We start from the raw sequence: 18,018 nt of genomic DNA on the forward strand, positions 1-18,018 counted from the left end.
CGAAAACAGAAAACACCCGCCGATCAACACACCGGCACGAACCAGCGACCATCACCGACCATCATGAAAAATCGAGGCTAGGCGGCCGACTCCTCCGACTGCAGTTCGGGAGCTGCCACCGACCGGGGAGTCACCTCGATCGCAGGCGGTGTGGTCAGCCCCTCGGCTTCCAGGGCGTTGAGTTTCCGCGCCGTCGGAAGAACCCGCGCCTCCAGCGTTCCGACCATTGAGTTGTAGCGGTCAACGGACGTCTTCAGCGACGACCCCAGCTTGGTCACATTGTCGCCCAGTGTGCCCATCCGTTCGTAGAGCTGCCGCGCCAACTCAAAGAGCTCCCGGGCGCTGTCCGTGAGCACGTCCTGGCGCCAGGTGAACGCTACCGACTTCAGCACGGCCAACAAGGTGCCGGGGGATGCCAGCACCACATTCTTGTTCAAGGCGTAGTCAAGCAGCCCGGCGTCCGCAGCCAGTGCGGCCGCCAGGATGGATTCCGCCGGCAGGAAGCAGATGACGAGTTCCGGCGAATTGCCCGGGATCTCCCAGTACTTCTTGTTGCTCAGCGCGTCCACATGGGACTTCAGGGCCTTGGCGTGGGCTGCCAGCAACGCGTTCTGGCCGTTGAGGGCAGGCCCCTGCTGCTGGCGTCCCGCTGAGGATCCCAGGTCCTGGGCCTCTAGGTAGGACCCCAGGGGGACCTTCGCGTCAACCACCAGTTGCTTCCCGCCCGGGAGCTGGACCACGAGGTCGGGGCGGACAGCGTTTCCCCCTCCGGTGCTGTGCTGTTGTTCGTGGAAATCCACATGGCGGAGCATGCCGGCGGCTTCAACGACCCGGCGCAGCTGGACCTCGCCCCACTGGCCGCGGGCGCTATTGGACCGCAGGGCGGACTCCAGGGCATGGGTTGAGCGCAGCAGCTGCTCGTCGGAGAGCCTGGCCTCCTGCAGCTGCTGGGCCAGCTGTCCGTACTGCTCCAGCCGGTCGCGTTCCAGCAGGGACACCTGCTGTTGGACCGCCGTCAGCTTTTCCGCCACCGGGGCCAGGGCCCGGAGGACGCTGCCGTCCTGGTTGCGAGACTCGCCCAGTTCCCGGTTCTGTGCCGACAGAAGGCGCCGCTCGGCGTCGGCCGCCGCGAACTGGGCGCTGACCTCCGAAAGGCGCGCCGAGACGCCGTCGAAATCCTGTTCCAGGGCCACGCTCCGCCGGCGGAGCGCCACGTAGGTGAAGGCGGCGCCAATCACGGCGCCGAGAATCAGCATCAGCAGGGCAAGTATCAGTGCAAAAGCGTCCATGTGTTCACTTTGGCATGGGCCACCGACATTTTTGACGCAGGCGCACGCCGCCTGCGGAGACCGGGAACGGACCACCGCATGGTTCGCGGCCGGTTACCGGTAGAATTAGTGCTCGTGGCTCTTACTATTGGCATCGTCGGACTGCCCAACGTCGGCAAATCAACCCTTTTCAACGCACTGACCCGTAATCAGGTGCTGGCTGCGAACTATCCGTTCGCCACCATCGAGCCGAACGTCGGTGTGGTCAACCTGCCGGACCCGCGGCTCGCCAAGCTGGCCGCCGTCTTCGGCTCCCAGCGCCTGCTCCCTGCTCCCGTGTCGTTCGTCGATATCGCCGGGATTGTCAAGGGTGCATCGGAAGGCGAAGGCCTGGGCAACAAGTTCCTCGCCAACATCCGCGAGGCCGAGGCCATCGCACAGGTTGTCCGCGTGTTCGATGACCCGGACGTCATCCACGTCGACGGCAAGGTGGATCCGCGCTCGGATATGGAGACCATCAACACCGAACTGATCCTGGCTGACCTCCAGACCATCGAAAATGCGATCCCCCGGATCGAAAAAGAAGTCAAGATCAAAAAGCGCGACGCGGCTGAACTGGCCGCCATCAAGGCAGCGCAGGCCGTGCTTGAACGTGGCGACACCATCTTCTCCTCGATCAAGAGCGACAAGCTCGAGATGGAGCACCTCAAGGAGCTGGGCCTGCTGACAGCCAAGCCCTTCATCTACGTCTTCAACTCGGACGAGGGAATCCTGGGCAACCCCGAGAAGCAGGAAGAGCTGCGGGCCATGGTTGCTCCGGCGGATGCCGTCTTCCTCGACGCCAAGCTGGAATCCGACCTCGTGGAACTGGACGAGGAAGAAGCCCGCGAGATGCTGGAGATGAACGGCCAGGACGAATCAGGCCTCGACCAGCTGGCCCGCGTCGGCTTCCACACGCTGGGACTGCAGACCTATCTGACGGCCGGTCCCAAAGAAACCCGCGCCTGGACCATCCACCAGGGCGACACCGCCCCGCAGGCCGCCGGCGTCATCCACTCGGATTTCCAGCGCGGCTTCATCAAGGCCGAAGTCGTGTCTTTCGACGACCTTATCGAGGCCGGATCCATGGCCGAGGCCAAAGCCCGCGGCAAGGTCCGCATCGAAGGCAAGGAATATGTCATGGCCGACGGCGACGTGGTGGAGTTCCGCTTCAACGTTTAGGCTCATCTGCGAAGATCGCGTCCTGGCACAGCCGGGGCGCGATTTTCGTCTTTCTCAACGTGCCGGAGCCCATCCCAAAGCGGGACCCAATCTGGTGGCGATGTCGGTGAGGATCTGGATGTAGTCCCCATGGTCGAAGCTGAACGGCAGCGCGAACGCCACTTCGTCGACCTCGCGGAACCCCGCGTGTGCGTACAGCTGCTCGGCGATTTCATCGCTGGTGCCCATGAGGTCAGGGGCGAACAGCATGCCCTTTGGTCCCTGCGGCGTCCGGGTGCGGGGCGTGCGTTCATCGACGTATCGCCTGTACTTTTCCCGCTGTTGCGCTGAAGCCGAATCGGTCGGGATGACCACCAGGCCTTGCGAGACCCGGGCTGGTCCGTGCGACTGGCCTGATGCCGCGGCTGCTTCACGGTAGGCCCGGATCTGGGACTGCTGGATTTGGGCAAACGCCGGTTCCTCGTCCGTTTCGGGGAAGATCACACTGCTGGAGAGCAGATTGAATCCGTTCGCCCCCGCCCAGATGGCCGATTTCCGGCTTGCCGCCCCGTACCAAAGACGGGCACGCAGCCCGGCGGAGTGCGGCTCCACGCGATTGGAGAATTCCTCGACGACACCCTGCTTGCCGGAAAATTCCCGGACCGGTTCCCCCGCGATCAGGCGCGCAAGCCGGTCCAGGCGTGCATATCCGAAGTCCTCCAGTTCGGCGGAATCCGGGTACAACTCGTGCTTCACCGTCTCGTAGTGCATTGGTTCGCCCACGCTCAGGCCCGGATTGATTCGTCCGCCGGCGAGCAGATCCACGGTGGCCAGGTCCTCGGCAAGGCGCAAAGGGTTTTCCCAGCCCATCGGGGTCACGGCGGTTCCAAGCTCGATCCGGGAAGTGCGCTGGCTGGCCGCCGCCATGACCGCAACAGGCGAGGAGATTCCGAACTGCAGATGGCGGTGGCGCAGCCATGCGCTGTCGAATCCAAGCTGCTCGCCCAGTGCGATGACCTGCAAGGTCGATTCGTGCCCCGCGGCTGGCTCCGCGGGGTCGAACAGGCCAATAGTGAGGAATCCGAGCTTGCGTAACGGTTGTGAGGAGTCGGGCATGGGATTCCTTCAGGGATCGGTGTACAGCTGATCCTCATGATATGCGGGGTGCGTGTGCTGCTCCGGGGGAGAGAGCAAAGTTACCCCCCAAGTCAGTAATTGTTCATTAACGGTGTTAGCCCCGATTCCTTTGAACCGGGGCTTTTGTCGGGGGTTGGACCCGCTCCCGTGCGGGTTTTCCCGCCCTGCCTTCTCCGGTGATAAACCGCGTCCGCAAATCCATTGTTGCAGCTCGGTAACAACCTTTACCCATGGGCAACTTTGGTCCCATTGGCTTTCTTTTCGGGTCTAGGCTACTGCTCATGTGAGACTAGCCACATTCTCACTGGGGGAATGGGCGGTCTGGCCGGCGCCTACAGCGGCGGTCTTTTCAACACCACAGAAACATAGGAGGCGGAATGCGCTTAGGTCGTATTTCCAAAGCGGTAGGCGTCGCGGCAGCTGCCGCGCTAGCTCTCAGCGCCTGCGCCGGCAACAGCGGCGGGACCACCCCGTCCAGCGCTACTGCCGGCAAACAGGGTGGCTCAGCCACGGTGGTCGAGGTGAACGCGTTCAACACGTTCAACCCGAACACCGCCGACGGCAACACGGACATTAACTCGAAGATCAGTTATGCCACCCACTCGGGTTTCTACTACATCGACAACCAGCTGAACGTTGTACGCAACGAGAAGTTCGGCAAGATGGAAAAGACTTCCGATGACCCGCTAACGATCAAGTACACCGTCAACGAAGGCGTGAAGTGGTCCGACGGCACACCCGTGACGGCGGCCGACCTCCTGCTGCAGTGGGCGGCCTTCTCCGGCTACTACGATGATGCCGACTCCGAGGCAAAGACCGGCACGCAGTACTTCTCGTACGCCGGCGACCCCACCGGCCTCAAGCTCACGGACTTCCCGGAGCTCGGCGACGACAACCGTTCCATGACCATCAAGTACTCCAAGCCCTTCGCTGACTGGGAAACCGTTCTTGGGGGACCGGGCATCGACATTGCGGCGCACGTGCTGGCCAAGAAAGCCGGCCTGAGCGACGCCAAGGCGCTCGTGGACTACCTGAAGGAAAAGCCCAAGGGCGATCCCAAGGCCCCGAAGCCGGCCGACGAGAAATTGAAGGCCATGGCTGACCTCTGGAACACAGGCTTTGACACGAAGACCCTGCCGTCCGATCCCAGCCTTTTCCTTTCCAACGGTCCGTACATCGTCAAGAGCGTCACCCAGGACCAGTCCCTCACCATGGTCCGCAACAAGGACTACAACTGGGGACCGGAAGCCAGCCTGGACGAAATCACTGTCCGCTACATCGGCTCAGCTCCGGCACAGGTGCAGGCACTGAAGAACGGCGAAGCTGACATCATTGCTCCGCAGGCCTCGGCGGACACCATCGAGCAGCTGAAGGCCCTCGAAAGCCAGGGCGTCACCGTGGAACAGGGCAACCAGCTCTCCTACGACCACATCGACCTGAACTACTCGGGTCCGTTTGCCGAGAAGAGCGTCCGCGAAGCGTTCATGAAGACGGTCCCGCGCAAGGACATCGTCGACAAGATCGTGAAGAAGCTCGACCCGGAAGCCAAACCGCTGGATTCGCAGCTCTTCGTTCCGGCCCAGGCAGCATACGAGGAATCAGCCAAGAACAACGGTTCCTCGGCATACCAGGACGTGGACATTGACGGCGCCAAGGCGCTCCTTGCCGGCAAGACGCCCGAGGTCCGCATCATGTACAACAAGGACAACCCCAACCGTGTTGACGCCTTCTCCCTGATCCGCGAATCGGCCACCAAGGCCGGCTTCAAGATCGTTGACGGCGGACTGGGAGCGTCCGACTGGGGCAAGGCCCTCGGCGACGGCAGCTACGATGCCACCATCTTCGGCTGGACCAACCCGGGTGTCGGCGTATCCGGCGTCCCGCAGATCTTCCGCAGCGGCAACGGATCCAACTTCAACCAGTTCGCCGATCCGGAAGCGGACAAGCTGATGGATGAGCTGATCGTCACCACCGACCGCAGCAAGCAGGACGAGCTGACCAGGCAGATCGACAAGAAGATCTGGGAGTCCGCCTACGGCCTTCCTCTCTTCCAGTCCGTCGGAGTGGACGCCTACAGCGACCGCATCACGGGCGTGAAGTTCATGCCGAACCAGACCGGTGTCTGGTGGAACTTCTGGGAGTGGGCTGAGAAGTAGAGCCCCCGCTCAGCGAGTGAACAGCAGGAGAAGGCGCCGGGACAAATGCACCAACGTCCCGGCGCCTTCTCCGGCACCACCGGCATTCTGCCGGGTTTCCGCGCACCTCAGTCGGGAATCCGGATAGATTCTGCGATGGGCCCGGCGAGATCCCGGGCCCGGATATAGAGGCTTTCCACCATGGTGACGTACATCGTCCGGCGGCTGATCACTGCCGCACTCATTCTTCTCGGGGCTTCATTCCTCGTGTACCTCCTGACAGCGTCGTCAGGGGATCCACTGGAGGAATTCCGCGCCAGCAGCGCCCCGAACAAACAACAGCTCATGGACTCCCGCAGCCAGCTCCTTGACCTGGATACGCCCGCCCCGCTCCGGTACTTCAAATGGCTCAGCGGAGCCGCCAGGTGCCTGGTCCCCTTCGCCGGTTCCTGCGACCTCGGAAAGAATATTGCGGGACAGCCCATCACCGAAGCCCTTGGTTTCGCGCTGGTGCAAACCCTGACACTCGTCACAGGCGCCACGATCCTCGCCATCCTCATCGGTATTGCCCTGGGCATTATTACCGCACTGCGGCAGTACAGCGCCCTGGACTATGGCGTGACGTTTATGGCCTTCCTGTTTTTCTCGCTTCCGATCTTCTGGGTTGCCGTGCTGTTGAAGGAATACGGGGCCATCGGTTTCAACGATTTTCTCCGCAACCCCGAAATACCACTGCCGGTGGCATTGGGCGTCGGCGCCGTTGCGGGCCTGATCGTTGCCGTTGCAGTGGGCGGAGCGGCCCGCCGCAGGCTTGTCTCGGGCGGCATCGTGTTCGTTGCAGTCAGCCTCATCCTGGTCTACTTCTCCCTCGTGCAGTGGTTCCGGAATCCCGGCCTCGGCCCGGTTGTCATTGCCATTGCCGGGGTGGGCCTCGCCTTCGCCGTGACACTCCTCGTGGCAGGACTCAAAAACAGGAAGGCGCTCCAGGCCTCACTCATCGTGGTGGCACTCGGCATCGTCGCATACTTCGCTGTCCAGCCGCTCCTCAACCAGGCGACGGCGATCATGATCGTATTGCTGGGCATCGCCACCATCGGAGTGGGCGTGGGAACGGGCTACCTGATGGGCGGCTACGACCGCGGACAGTCGATGCGGGCTGCCGGCATCACTGCCTTCCTGGTGGGCGGACTCATCCTGATGGACCGCTTCATGCAGGCGTGGCCCAGCTACTTCAGCAACAGCCGCGTCCGCGGCAGGCCGATCGCCACCATCGGTGCAGGCACACCCAACATCCAGGGCGACTTCTGGATCCTGACCCTGGACACCTTCACCCACCTGATTCTTCCCACCATGGCGCTCATCCTTGTTTCGCTGGCAAGCTACACGCGGTTCACCAGGTCGTCCATGCTGGAAATCATGAACATGGACTACATCCGGACGGCCCGGGCCAAGGGCCTCTCCGAACGGTCCGTGGTGATGGGCCACGCGTTCCGTAATGCCCTGATTCCGATCGCAACGATCGTGGCATTTGATATCGGGGCGCTCATCGGCGGGGCCGTCATCACAGAGACTGTGTTCTCCGTCCGCGGCATGGGGTTCCTCTTCCTGGACGGCATTGTGCACACTGACCCGAACCCCGTGATGGGAGTCTTCGTCTGCGTGGCAGTTACCGCCATGGTGTTCAACCTGATCGCAGACCTTGCGTATTCCGCACTCGATCCCCGCGTAAGGATTAAGGCATGAGCCAGCCAACCCAGCAGGAAGAATTCCTCGCCGAGCACGCACGTTCCCGGCAGCCCGGCTCATTCGACGAGCCGGAAGCGAAGGGGCTGAGCCAGGGGCAGATTGTCCGTAAGAGGTTCCTGGGGCACACCGGAGCCCTCGTCGGCCTGTTCATTTTTGCCGTCATATTCCTGCTCGCCTTCACGTCCGTGGGCTGGGCGGGGATCCCGGGCTGGTGGAAATATGACCACCTGGATGTCTCGCCGCTGGTCAACGACGGCGTTCCGACGGCGTCCCTGTGGCCGCCCGCCTGGGGCGAACACCCGTTCGGGCAGGACCGGATCGGCCGGGACCTGTTCGCCATGACCATGCGCGGAGCCCAGCAGTCCATCATCATCATGCTCCTGATCGGGACGATCGCCGGCCTGCTGGGCACGGTAGTGGGCGGACTCTCCGGATACTTCCGCGGCTGGGTCGAAGCGGTGCTGATGCGGATCACCGACGTCATCATCATCATCCCCGTACTGCTCCTCGCCGCCGTCGTGGCCCAGAGCGTCAACCGCAGGGACCAGGGCGGCTGGTTTTCGGGCTTCGCGGCCAGCAACGGCATCCTGATCCTCGGAATCTTCCTCGGCCTCGTCAGCTGGGTGGGCCTCGCCCGGCTGATGCGCGGTGAGTTCCTCACCCTTCGCGAACGCGAGTTTGTTGATGCAGCACGCATCTCGGGAGCCAGCAATGCCCGGATCATCTTCAAGCACATCCTGCCCAACGCCATCGGCGTGCTGATCGTCAACGTGACGCTGACCATGTCCGCTGCCATCCTCCTGGAAACGGCCCTGAGCTACCTCGGTGTGGGCGTGAAATCCCCGGACACGTCGCTGGGCCTGCTCATCTCGCAAAACCAGGAAGCATTCTCCACCCGGCCGTGGCTGTTCTGGTTCCCGGGCATCTTCATCGTCCTGATCTGCCTGAGCATCAACTTCATCGGCGACGGGCTCCGGGACGCGTTCGACCCGAGGCAGAAGAAGTTCAACGCCAAGAAGGCCAAGGACACGCAGTTGTCCGGGGAAGCGGCCAAGAAGCCGGCTCCCGCAGCCGACGGGTCAGCGGGCGACTGAATGCGGCCAGTCCGGGCAGCCGCCCTAAGGAACTGCGACGGCCCAGCAGCTGGCGGCCAGCAGCACGGCGGTGGCTGCAACCGCCCCCCAGCGGAACGTCACCCTGACGCCGGTCGAATCGGCATTCCCGGCGTCCAGGGTGCCGGCTTCGACCAGCTGTTCCCAGCGTCTGCGTACCAGCCGGGCTGCCTGCCCCGAATCAGTGGTTTTCAGGTCACCGGGGCGCACGGACCTTCCCGGTCCGTACGTTGCGGAAGGAAGGCCCTTGAGATCCTCAGGGCGGGCGTTCCGGCCGCCCCAGATGCCCGGCGCCGGTGCAGCCCAGGAAACGTAGCTCCGGGCCGGCGTGACCAGCGTCAGGGCGTAGCGCGTATCAACATTGACCAGGGCAGCCCAGGGGACGAGAACGGAGCGGAACGGATTCTCCAAGGTGATGCCGCCGTCGTGAACCACCACCGAAGGCATCCAGAACAGCAGCCAGCCAAGAAAGCCGATCAGCAGCAGCGGGCCTGCCCCCAGCAGGGCGGCCGGGCCGCCGGCCGCGGCGGTGACCACGAGGCCAAGCGCTGCCACCAGCCAGGAAAGCCAAGCGAACCACTTGTTCGTAGGGGCTTTGAAGACTTCAACATTTCCGGCGTGCGGCACACTGCTCATGCCCCCAATAATTCAGGATTCCAGGCCGCAGCACTAATTTCCCGTGCAGCGGCGGCCTGGGCGGAAGGGAACCCGTCATGACTGACAACATCACCCCCCACCAGGACACCGCGCCGGCGCAGGAACCCGCAAAGGGTGCTGTTGTCCTCGAGGTCCGCGACCTCAGCGTCGACTTCGGCGTGGACAAGAAATGGGTGCCTGCGGCCATCGGCCTGAACTATCAGGTCAGGGCCGGCGAGGTGCTGGCCATCGTGGGGGAGTCCGGTTCCGGCAAGAGCGCCAGCTCCATGGCCCTGCTGGGCCTCCTGCCCAGCAACAGCCGGGTATCCGGCAGCGTCCGCCTCTCCGGCAAAGAACTCCTTGGCGCCAGCGCGGCCAACATCCGGGAAGTCCGCGGCAAGGACGTGGCTGTGATCTTCCAGGAACCCATGACCGCACTCAACCCGGTCTACACGGTCGGGGCGCAGATCGTGGAGACGGTGCGGCTGCATAATGAAGTTTCACCTGAGCAGGCAAAGGAACGTGCCCTGCGGATGCTGGAACTGGTGGAACTGCCGGACCCCGAGAAGGCGTTCAAGTCCTACCCGCACCAGCTGTCGGGCGGCCAGCGGCAACGGGCCATGATTGCGCAATCGCTGTCCTGCGACCCCAAGCTGCTGATTGCCGACGAGCCCACCACGGCCTTGGACGTCACAGTCCAGGCCGAGATCCTGGACCTCATGCGCAATCTCCGGAACAAGCTGGACAGTGCCATTGTGCTGATCACCCACGACATGGGCGTCGTGGCGGACCTCGCAGACCGGATCGCCGTCATGCGCCGGGGCCTCATTGTCGAAACCGGAACGGCTGAGCAGGTCTTCCGGAATCCCAGGCACGAATACACGCAGGCCTTGCTGGCGGCGGTGCCGCACCTTGGCCAGGGCGGAGCGGAGCATGGCGAGGAAGTCGACGTTACCGCCGCGCTGGCAGCCGCCACCCATGCCGAGCTGGAATCAGTGGACCATGAGGAACTCGTCCGGCGCGAGCGGGAGAACGTTGCGGCGCTGGCTGCTGCGGCCGCGGAACGGCCCCAGGGCGAGCCGGTCCTCGAACTGACCGATGTGGCCATCGAATACCCCAAACAGGGCCGTGTGCCTGCCTTCCGGGCCGTGGAGGGTGCAAACCTCGTGATCTACCCGGGCCAGGTGGTGGGGCTCGTAGGCGAATCCGGCTCGGGCAAAACCACCATCGGCCGCGCGGCGGTGGGGTTGCTTCCCGTCGCGGCAGGCACAATGCGGGTGGTGGGCCAGGACATTTCAGCTGCCAAGAAGAACGGCAAGCAGCTGCACCATGTCCGGCGGCACATCGGCATGGTCTTCCAGGACCCGTCGTCGTCGTTGAATCCGCGCCTTCCGATCGGCGAGAGCATCGGCGAACCCATGTTCCTTGCCGGGGAGGCCAAGGGAAGCGGGCTGCAGAAGCGGATCGAGGCGCTCCTTGACCAGGTGGAGCTGCCCAGGAGCTACCGCAACCGGTATCCGCATGAGCTGTCCGGCGGCCAGAAGCAGCGCGTGGGCATCGCCCGGGCACTGTCGCTCAAGCCGAAGCTGATGGTGGCGGACGAACCGACGTCGGCGCTTGACGTGTCGGTGCAGGCAAAAGTACTTGAACTGTTCCAGAACCTCCAGAAAGACCTCGGCTTTGCCTGCCTGTTCGTGACGCACGACCTGGCAGTGGTCGACGTGCTGGCCGACCGCATCTGCGTGATGCAGCGGGGCAGAATCGTTGAGCAGGGCACACGGGACCAGATTCTGCGCAATCCGCAGGAACCCTACACGCAGCGCCTGCTCGCTGCGGTGCCCCTCCCGGACCCCGAAAAACAGCGTGAGCGACGGGAGCTGCGGGCACAGCTGCTGGCGAGTGGAGTGGAGTAAGGTCCGTCACATCAGGTGTAGGCTACCACTGAGTAACGTGTGACTTGAAATACGCCGATGTTGACGCTAGTGGTCAAATTGTGACCGGGTTGCAGTTTGGCAACAGAGTTCCAATATCTGGACATTTTGGGGTTAGGCTACTCACTTATGTATGCCACGTCACAGGACACCTCTGTGCCCGGCCTGCGGGGAAGCACAAGACTTTCCCTTCTCACTCCCACAACTCATAGGAGGCGGAATGCGTTTTTCGCGCACTTCCAAAGCACTGGGCATGGTTGCCATCGCGGCCCTTGCCCTGACCGGATGCGGTGCCGGCGGCGGCTCCACGAACGGTGGCAGCAGCCAGGCTGCCGGCGATCCCAACAAGGTCATCACGGCGTACAGCAATGAGCCGCAGAAGCCCCTGATGCCCGCCGATACCGGCGAAGTCTACGGTGGCCGCGTCGTCGAGCTTCTGTTCGAAGGCCTGCGGAGCTACGATCCGAGCGGCAAATCCGTCGACGCCCTGGCCGAGTCCATTGAGTCCCCGGACGGCCAGAACTACACCATCAAGGTCAAGTCCGGCAGCAAGTTCACCAACGGCGAGGAAGTCACCGCCAAGAGCTTCGTTGACGCCTGGAACTTTGCCGCCCTGAGCACCAACGCCCAGAGCAACAGCAGCTTCTTCGAATCCATCGAAGGCTATGACGCGGTCAGCGCCACCAAGACCGAGAAGGGTGCGGACGGCAAGGACACCGACGTTCCGGCCCCCACCGCACAGACCCTCTCAGGCCTGGCCCTGAAGGACGATTCCACCATCACGGTCAAGCTGACCCAGCCTGAAGCAGACTGGCCGCTGCGCCTTGGCTACTCCGCCTTCATGCCGCTGCCTGCAGACGCCATCAAGGACCCGAAGAAGTTCGGCGAGAACCCGGTGGGCAACGGCCCGTACAAGATGGCCAAGGAAGGTGCCTGGCAGCACGACAGCCAGATCGAACTGGTCAAGAACGCTGACTACCAGGGTGCACGTGCTGCCAAGAACGGCGGCGTGACCTTCAAGTTCTACACCGACCCGGCTCCGGCTTACACCGACATCCAGGGCAACAACCTCGATGTCACGGACGTCCTGCCGACGGACGCCCTCAAGACCTACGCCACGGACTTCCCTGAGAACCACCTCAACAAGCCGTACGCAGGCAACTCCACCCTGAACATCCCGGGCTACCTGCCCGAGTTCCAGGGCGAAGCAGGCATGCTCCGCCGCCAGGCGCTGTCCATGGCCATCAACCGCGAAGAGATCACCAAGGTCATCTTCTCCGGCACCCGCATCCCGGCCAAGGACTTCACCTCACCGGCAGTTGACGGCTACAACGAAAATGTTGCCGGTTCCGAGGTCCTGAAGTTCGACGCCGCCAAGGCGAAGGACCTGTGGGCGAAGGCCGACGCCATCACCCCGTGGCCCGCTGACAAGACCCTGCAGCTTGCCTACAACACTGACGGCGGCAACAAGGAATGGATCGACGCTGTTGCCAACAACTTCAAGAACAACCTGGGAATCAAGGCCGAAGGCCAGCCGTTCGCCAAGTTCGCTGAAATCCTGAAGCTGCGCACGGCCAAGGACCTTCCCGGCCTGACCCGCGCCGGCTGGCAGGCTGACTACCCGTCGCTGTACAACTTCCTCGGCCCGCTCCTGAAGACCGGTGCCAGCGCCAACTACGAGGGCTACACGAACCCCGAGTTCGACAAGCTCCTCACCGAAGGCCTGGGCGCCAAGTCCACGGACGACGCCAACAAGAAGTTCACGGAAGCACAGGAGATCCTCTTCAAGGAACTCCCCAACCTGCCGCTGTGGTACTCCGCACGCCAGGCCGTCTGGAGCCAGAACGTCAGCAACGTTGACGCTGGCTGGAACGGTGTTCTGCAGTACTGGGCCATCACCGCCAAGTAGTCCGCAGAACAAATCCACGTCAAAAAGCTAATGGGGGTTCGGCCACAAAGCCGGGCCCCCATAGCCTTGGAACCGGCACGAAAGCTGTCCTACATGATCCCCCTTAGCCCCACAAACGCTCAGGAGACGCTGCTGTGATCCAGTACATCCTCCGGCGCCTGCTGCAGATCATTCCGGTGTTCATCGGAACCACCCTGCTCGTCTACTTCATGGTTTTCGCCCTCCCGGGTGACCCGATCCGGGCACTGTTCGGCGACCGACCGCCCAGCGAAGCCGTCATCGCGCAGCTCCGCCAGCAGTACAACCTCGACCAGCCGTTCTGGGTGCAGTACGGGCTCTTCCTCAAGAACCTGTTCACCTTCAACCTCGGCGTCGACTTCACCGGCCAGCCCATTGCGGCATCCCTCGGCCGGATCTTCCCGGTCACCGTCATGCTGGCCGTCGAAGCCCTCATCATCCAGACTGTCTTCGGCGTGACCTTCGGCCTCGTTGCCGGGCTGCGCAAGGGGAAGTTCTTCGACGCCACCGTGCTCGTCGCGTCCCTCGTGGTCATCGCCATCCCCACCTTTGTGCTCGGATTCGTCCTGCAGCTACTGATCGGTGTGCAGCTCGGCTGGGCCAAGCCCACCGTTGGAGCCAACGCGGACTGGGGCAACCTGATCCTGCCGGCCACCGTGCTGGGCCTGGTTTCCTTTGCCTACGTCCTGCGGCTGACGCGCGCGTCGGTGGTCGAGAACATGAACGCCGACTATGTGCGCACCGCCACCGCCAAGGGCCTCTCGCGGCCGCGCGTCGTGGTCACTCACATCCTGCGCAACTCCATGATTCCGGTCATCACCTACCTGGGCGCCAGCCTCGGCGGCCTGATGGGCGGTGCCATCGTCACGGAGAGCATCTTCAACGTCCCGGGTGTTGGCCAGAAGCTGTTCCAGGCCGTTATCCGCAGCGAAGGCCCCACCGTGGTCGCGATTGTCAGCGTCCTGGTGCTTGTCTTCGTTATTGCCAACCTGTTGGTCGATTTGCTGTACGCCTGGCTTGATCCGAGGATCCGTTATGAAAACTAATCGCGAAATCGAGCACTTTGTTGCCCCCGTGGAGGAGACCCCCCTGCTGGCAACGGACTCGCTCAAAGCAGACCAGGCTCCTCTGAGCCTCTGGGCCGGCGCCTGGCGCAAGCTCCGCCGTCGCCCGCTGTTCATTATTTCCGCCGTGATGATCGCGCTGATCATCATTGTGGCCCTCTTTCCGGGCCTCTTCACCCAGGTGGCACCGAACGACAACTGCCAGCTGGCGAACTCCGACGGCGCTCCTTCGGCAGGGCATCCGCTCGGCTACACCTTCCAGGGCTGCGACGTGTACTCCCGCATCATCCACGGCACCCAGGCGTCGCTGATGGTCGGCGTCTTCTCCGTGATCTGCGTCCTTCTCATCGGTGTCACGCTCGGTGCCATCGCCGGCTTCTACGGCGGCTGGCTCGACGCCGTCATCGCCCGGCTCGGCGACATCTTCTTTGCCATCCCGCTCATCCTGGGCGCCCTGGTGGTCTCGCAGCTTCCGTTCATGCGCGATAACCGCGGCGTCTGGACCGTGGTCATGATCCTGGTGGTCCTCAGCTGGCCCCAGATGGCCCGCATCACGCGCGGCGCAGTCATTGAAGTGCGCAATGCGGACTTCGTGACGGCTGCCCGCTCACTGGGCGTCTCGCGCTTCGGTTCGCTCGTCCGGCACGTGCTGCCGAACGCCCTCGCGCCGATCATCGTCCTGGCAACCATGGAACTCGGTGTCTTCATCGTGGCGGAAGCCACGCTGTCCTTCATCGGCATCGGCCTGCCGGGCAGCATCATGTCCTGGGGTAACGACATCGCCTCCGCCAGGTCTTCCGTCCGCACCAACCCGGCCATCCTGCTGTATCCGGCCATCGCGCTGTCCATCACCGTCCTGAGCTTCATCATGCTCGGCGATGCGCTGCGCGACGCCCTCGATCCGAAAAGCCGTCAACGATGAACGAGGCAATCATGACAACTTCCGACGTCAGAATCAGTGAGGCGGGCGTGGCGGACACGCCCCTGCTGGAAATCCGCGACCTCGCCATTTCCTTCAAGACCGGGTCCGGAGAGGTCCAGGCCGTCCGGAACGCCCACCTGACCATCATGCCGGGTGAAACCGTCGCGATTGTGGGGGAGTCCGGCTCCGGTAAGTCGACCACGGCGCTCGCCGCCATCGGGCTGCTCCCCGCCAACGGCAGGGTCTCCGGCGGGCAGATCCTGCTCGACGGCGAAGACATCTCCCATGCCTCGGAAAAGCGCATGATCGAGCTGCGCGGCAATACGATCGGCATGGTCCCGCAGGACCCGATGTCCAACCTCAACCCGGTCTGGAAGATCGGCTACCAGGTCAAGGAAACGCTGCGGGCCAACGGCCGTCCCAGCGGACCCGCCGACGTTGCGAAGGTTCTCGCCGAGGCAGGCCTGCCCGACGCCGAACGGCGGGCCAAGCAGTACCCGCACGAGTTCTCCGGCGGCATGCGCCAGCGCGCGCTGATCGCCGTCGGCCTCTCCTGCCAGCCGCGGCTGCTGATCGCCGACGAGCCCACCTCCGCGCTCGACGTGACGGTGCAGCGCCAGATCCTCGATCACCTGGAAAAGATGACCTCGGAACTGGGCACGTCGGTGCTCCTGATCACCCACGACCTGGGCCTGGCCGCCGAACGCGCGGACAAGGTGGTGGTGATGTACCGGGGCAACGTGGTGGAAGCCGGTCCGTCCCTGGAACTGCTGCAGAACCCGCAGCACCCGTACACGCAGCGCCTGGTGGCCTCGGCGCCGTCGCTCGCGTCCCGGCGCATCCAGGTGGCCAAGGAGCTCGGCGTCGAAACGGACGAGCTGCTCGCTCCCTCCAGCTCTGCCGGCGGGGCTGTCGTCGTCGAGCCGACCAAGACCGAAGACGTGCTCCAGATCCAGAACCTCCGCAAGGTGTTCAAGCTTCGCTCCGGCTTCGGGAAGTCCACCGACTTCGCTGCCGTTGACGACGTCTCCTTCAGCGTCAAGCGCGGGACGACGACGGCGATCGTCGGGGAGTCGGGTTCGGGCAAGTCCACCGTGGCGCAGATGGTGCTGAACCTCCTCCAGCCGACGTCCGGAAAAATCGTGTTCGACGGCGTAGACACCTCCACGCTGAACAGCAAGCAGATCTTTGCGTTCCGCCGCCGCGTGCAGCCGATCTTCCAGGATCCCTACGGCTCCCTCGACCCGATGTACAACATCTTCCGGACCATCGAGGAGCCGCTGCGTACCCACAAGATCGGGGACAAGGCCAGCCGCGAGAAGAAGGTCCGCGAGCTCCTGGACCAGGTGGCACTGCCGCAGTCCACCATGCAGCGTTACCCGAACGAACTGTCCGGCGGGCAGCGCCAGCGTGTTGCCATCGCCCGTGCCCTGGCCCTCGACCCGGAAGTGATCATCTGCGACGAGGCGGTTTCCGCCCTCGATGTCCTGGTCCAGGCACAGGTGCTGAACCTGCTCGCCGAGCTGCAGTCCAGGCTGGGCCTGACCTACCTGTTCATCACCCACGACCTTGCCGTAGTCCGGCAGATCGCGGACCACGTGTGCGTGATGGAGAAGGGCAAGCTGGTTGAGACCGGTTCCACGGACGACGTGTTCGACGCCCCGCAGAAGGACTACACGAAGGCCTTGCTCCATGCCATCCCGGGCGCGCGGCTGATGCTGCCGCCGGAAGTTGCCTGAGTAGAACCCGGGCAGATGTTTCCTGCATAGGTGCATCACGAAAGGAGCCGGTATCCGCCCACAAGGCGGATACCGGCTCCTTTTCTTATGTGAAGTGCCTGGTGCTGAAACGTCCTGCTGCTGATGCGGCTCTGTGCAGGAGGGCCGGCTCAGGGGAGCGCGGCTCCGCTCACCCGACCGGCAACGCCGAGGTGGCCGGCACCGCCGGCGCCTCGAGTCCCAGTTCCTTCAGCCTTGCGGCAAGGATGGTGCCGAGTGCCTTGTGGCCGACACTGTTCATGTGCACGCCGTCGGCCAGTTCCTTGGCCAGGTTGTACTTAGTCAGCCAGTCGCCGGCGCTGACAAACGGGATGGCGTGTTTGGCGGCCACCGTGCTCAGCAGCGCGTCCACCTGTGACCGCCGCCCTCCGCCGTAGTTGATTCCGCGGGCCAGGGTGCCGATCATGGCAAACTTCGACCCCGGGTAGCGTTGCTTGAGCGAGGAGATCAGGCGGTCGGCGTTGGCCACGATCTGGGCATCCGTGGCTCCGCGGGCGGCATCGTTTCCGCCGCCCTGGATGACCACCAGCGCCGGGGATCCATACGGGAGCTTCCAGTCGCCGCGCTGCAGTGCATCGATGTAGTTGCCGGTCTTACCGTTCGCAGCAACAAAGCCGGTGCCGCCGCGGCCGCAGAAGAAGATGTTGTAACCCATGGCAGCCAGGCCCTGGCGGGGCCAGCCGGCTTCAGGCTCGGACTGCGAGTCCCCGATCAGCACGGCGGTCCGCTTGATGTTGGCCACGATGACTTCGTTGCGGCCGTTTGCCGGGTTCAGGTAGACCGATCCGGGCGCCATCGATGCCGGATCGGATTCCGGGGCAAGCTTGGCCTTCCCCGCCGAGCCGGCGGCCACCGGCTCGCCCGGTGCAGCAGCCACCGGCGCGGCCGCCGACTTCCGCGGAACGGACTGGCCGGATGCAGGCGCCGACGGCTGTGATGCTGCCGTGCTGGCAGCCGGCGCGGCAGATTCCGGGGCCGCGCCCGTTGTCTGTGGGGCCTGCCCGCAGCCGGCCATCAGAACGCCGGCGGCGATCATAGGAGCGACGAAGCGGGTCAGGGCTGAAGCGTTTCGCATCTATGGTCTCCGGGCTTTGCTTGCTGTTACCTCCGTAATGATGGGGCATCGCAACAGGAATATCCAGTAACTTAAGCCACTATTCGT

General features: G+C 63.8%; 13 protein-coding genes. 9 read left to right on the forward strand and 4 right to left on the reverse strand.

Translation table 11 applies throughout. From position 1 onward, the window contains the following. Positions 1-77: 77 nt before the first annotated feature. Positions 78-1,289, reverse strand: a complete 1,212-nt coding sequence (locus PV761_RS06365; RefSeq protein WP_028269461.1) for a DNA recombination protein RmuC — start codon at positions 1,287-1,289, stop codon at positions 78-80. A 114-nt stretch (positions 1,290-1,403) separates the two neighbouring features. On the opposite strand from PV761_RS06365, the gene ychF reads away from it, so the two are divergent. Further along, positions 1,404-2,489: a redox-regulated ATPase YchF gene (ychF, locus tag PV761_RS06370; RefSeq protein WP_028269460.1), complete on the forward strand. Its 1,086-nt coding sequence runs from the start codon at positions 1,404-1,406 to the stop codon at positions 2,487-2,489. Between the two features lie 54 nt (positions 2,490-2,543). Here the strand turns inward: ychF and PV761_RS06375 are convergent, their stop codons facing one another. After that, positions 2,544-3,584: an LLM class flavin-dependent oxidoreductase gene (locus PV761_RS06375; protein WP_347895281.1), complete on the reverse strand. Its 1,041-nt coding sequence runs from the start codon at positions 3,582-3,584 to the stop codon at positions 2,544-2,546. A gap of 398 nt (positions 3,585-3,982) precedes the next feature. On the opposite strand from PV761_RS06375, the gene PV761_RS06380 reads away from it, so the two are divergent. The 3 genes from PV761_RS06380 to PV761_RS06390 all read left to right on the forward strand — a co-directional run bounded on the left by PV761_RS06380 (position 3,983) and on the right by PV761_RS06390 (position 8,580). Then, on the forward strand, positions 3,983-5,761 hold the full coding sequence (locus PV761_RS06380; RefSeq protein WP_347895283.1) for an ABC transporter family substrate-binding protein: 1,779 nt from the start codon (positions 3,983-3,985) through the stop codon (positions 5,759-5,761). Positions 5,762-5,941: 180 nt separating this feature from the next. Continuing rightward, complete coding sequence (locus PV761_RS06385) at positions 5,942-7,483, forward strand: ABC transporter permease (protein WP_347895285.1); 1,542 nt, start codon at positions 5,942-5,944, stop codon at positions 7,481-7,483. Beyond that, complete coding sequence (locus PV761_RS06390) at positions 7,480-8,580, forward strand: ABC transporter permease (protein WP_347895287.1); 1,101 nt, start codon at positions 7,480-7,482, stop codon at positions 8,578-8,580. Before PV761_RS06385 ends, PV761_RS06390 begins: the two co-directional genes overlap by 4 nt. Positions 8,581-8,604: 24 nt before the next feature. Here the strand turns inward: PV761_RS06390 and PV761_RS06395 are convergent, their stop codons facing one another. Beyond that, positions 8,605-9,234 (reverse strand): PH domain-containing protein, encoded by a 630-nt coding sequence (locus PV761_RS06395; protein ID WP_347895289.1) that lies wholly within the window; start codon positions 9,232-9,234, stop codon positions 8,605-8,607. A gap of 77 nt (positions 9,235-9,311) precedes the next feature. On the opposite strand from PV761_RS06395, the gene PV761_RS06400 reads away from it, so the two are divergent. The 5 genes from PV761_RS06400 to PV761_RS06420 all read left to right on the forward strand — a co-directional run bounded on the left by PV761_RS06400 (position 9,312) and on the right by PV761_RS06420 (position 16,817). Continuing rightward, positions 9,312-11,147 (forward strand): ABC transporter ATP-binding protein, encoded by a 1,836-nt coding sequence (locus PV761_RS06400; protein ID WP_347895291.1) that lies wholly within the window; start codon positions 9,312-9,314, stop codon positions 11,145-11,147. Between the two features lie 238 nt (positions 11,148-11,385). Next, positions 11,386-13,074, forward strand: coding sequence for an ABC transporter substrate-binding protein (locus PV761_RS06405; RefSeq protein ID WP_028269453.1), 1,689 nt, complete (start codon positions 11,386-11,388; stop codon positions 13,072-13,074). A gap of 134 nt (positions 13,075-13,208) precedes the next feature. Further along, a complete protein-coding gene (locus PV761_RS06410; RefSeq protein ID WP_347895294.1) occupies positions 13,209-14,138 on the forward strand; it encodes an ABC transporter permease in 930 nt (309 codons plus the stop codon). After that, entirely contained in the window at positions 14,128-15,078 is a 951-nt protein-coding gene (locus PV761_RS06415) for an ABC transporter permease (protein WP_347895296.1), read from the forward strand. The genes PV761_RS06410 and PV761_RS06415 overlap by 11 nt, the downstream gene beginning before the upstream one ends. Positions 15,079-15,089: 11 nt before the next feature. Beyond that, positions 15,090-16,817, forward strand: coding sequence for an ABC transporter ATP-binding protein (locus tag PV761_RS06420; protein ID WP_347895298.1), 1,728 nt, complete (start codon positions 15,090-15,092; stop codon positions 16,815-16,817). A 169-nt stretch (positions 16,818-16,986) separates the two neighbouring features. Here the strand turns inward: PV761_RS06420 and PV761_RS06425 are convergent, their stop codons facing one another. After that, a complete protein-coding gene (locus PV761_RS06425; protein ID WP_347895300.1) occupies positions 16,987-17,931 on the reverse strand; it encodes an SGNH/GDSL hydrolase family protein in 945 nt (314 codons plus the stop codon). Between the last annotated feature and the right edge of the window lie 87 nt (positions 17,932-18,018).

This window comes from Arthrobacter sp. CC3, from assembly GCF_039907775.1.
Classification (GTDB): Bacteria; Actinomycetota; Actinomycetes; order Actinomycetales; family Micrococcaceae; genus Arthrobacter.

Excerpts from the sequence above, each read along its gene's own strand:
- PV761_RS06375 (WP_347895281.1), bottom strand. The coding sequence starts at position 3,584 with ATGCCCGACTCCTCACAACCGTTACGCAAGCTCGGATTCCTCACTATT.
- PV761_RS06400 (WP_347895291.1), top strand. The coding sequence starts at position 9,312 with ATGACTGACAACATCACCCCCCACCAGGACACCGCGCCGGCGCAGGAA.
- PV761_RS06415 (WP_347895296.1), top strand. The coding sequence starts at position 14,128 with ATGAAAACTAATCGCGAAATCGAGCACTTTGTTGCCCCCGTGGAGGAG.
- PV761_RS06420 (WP_347895298.1), top strand. The coding sequence starts at position 15,090 with ATGACAACTTCCGACGTCAGAATCAGTGAGGCGGGCGTGGCGGACACG.
- PV761_RS06380 (WP_347895283.1), top strand. The coding sequence starts at position 3,983 with ATGCGCTTAGGTCGTATTTCCAAAGCGGTAGGCGTCGCGGCAGCTGCC.
- PV761_RS06390 (WP_347895287.1), top strand. The coding sequence starts at position 7,480 with ATGAGCCAGCCAACCCAGCAGGAAGAATTCCTCGCCGAGCACGCACGT.
- PV761_RS06405 (WP_028269453.1), top strand. The coding sequence starts at position 11,386 with ATGCGTTTTTCGCGCACTTCCAAAGCACTGGGCATGGTTGCCATCGCG.
- PV761_RS06425 (WP_347895300.1), bottom strand. The coding sequence starts at position 17,931 with ATGCGAAACGCTTCAGCCCTGACCCGCTTCGTCGCTCCTATGATCGCC.
- PV761_RS06395 (WP_347895289.1), bottom strand. The coding sequence starts at position 9,234 with ATGAGCAGTGTGCCGCACGCCGGAAATGTTGAAGTCTTCAAAGCCCCT.
- PV761_RS06365 (WP_028269461.1), bottom strand. The coding sequence starts at position 1,289 with ATGGACGCTTTTGCACTGATACTTGCCCTGCTGATGCTGATTCTCGGC.
- PV761_RS06385 (WP_347895285.1), top strand. The coding sequence starts at position 5,942 with ATGGTGACGTACATCGTCCGGCGGCTGATCACTGCCGCACTCATTCTT.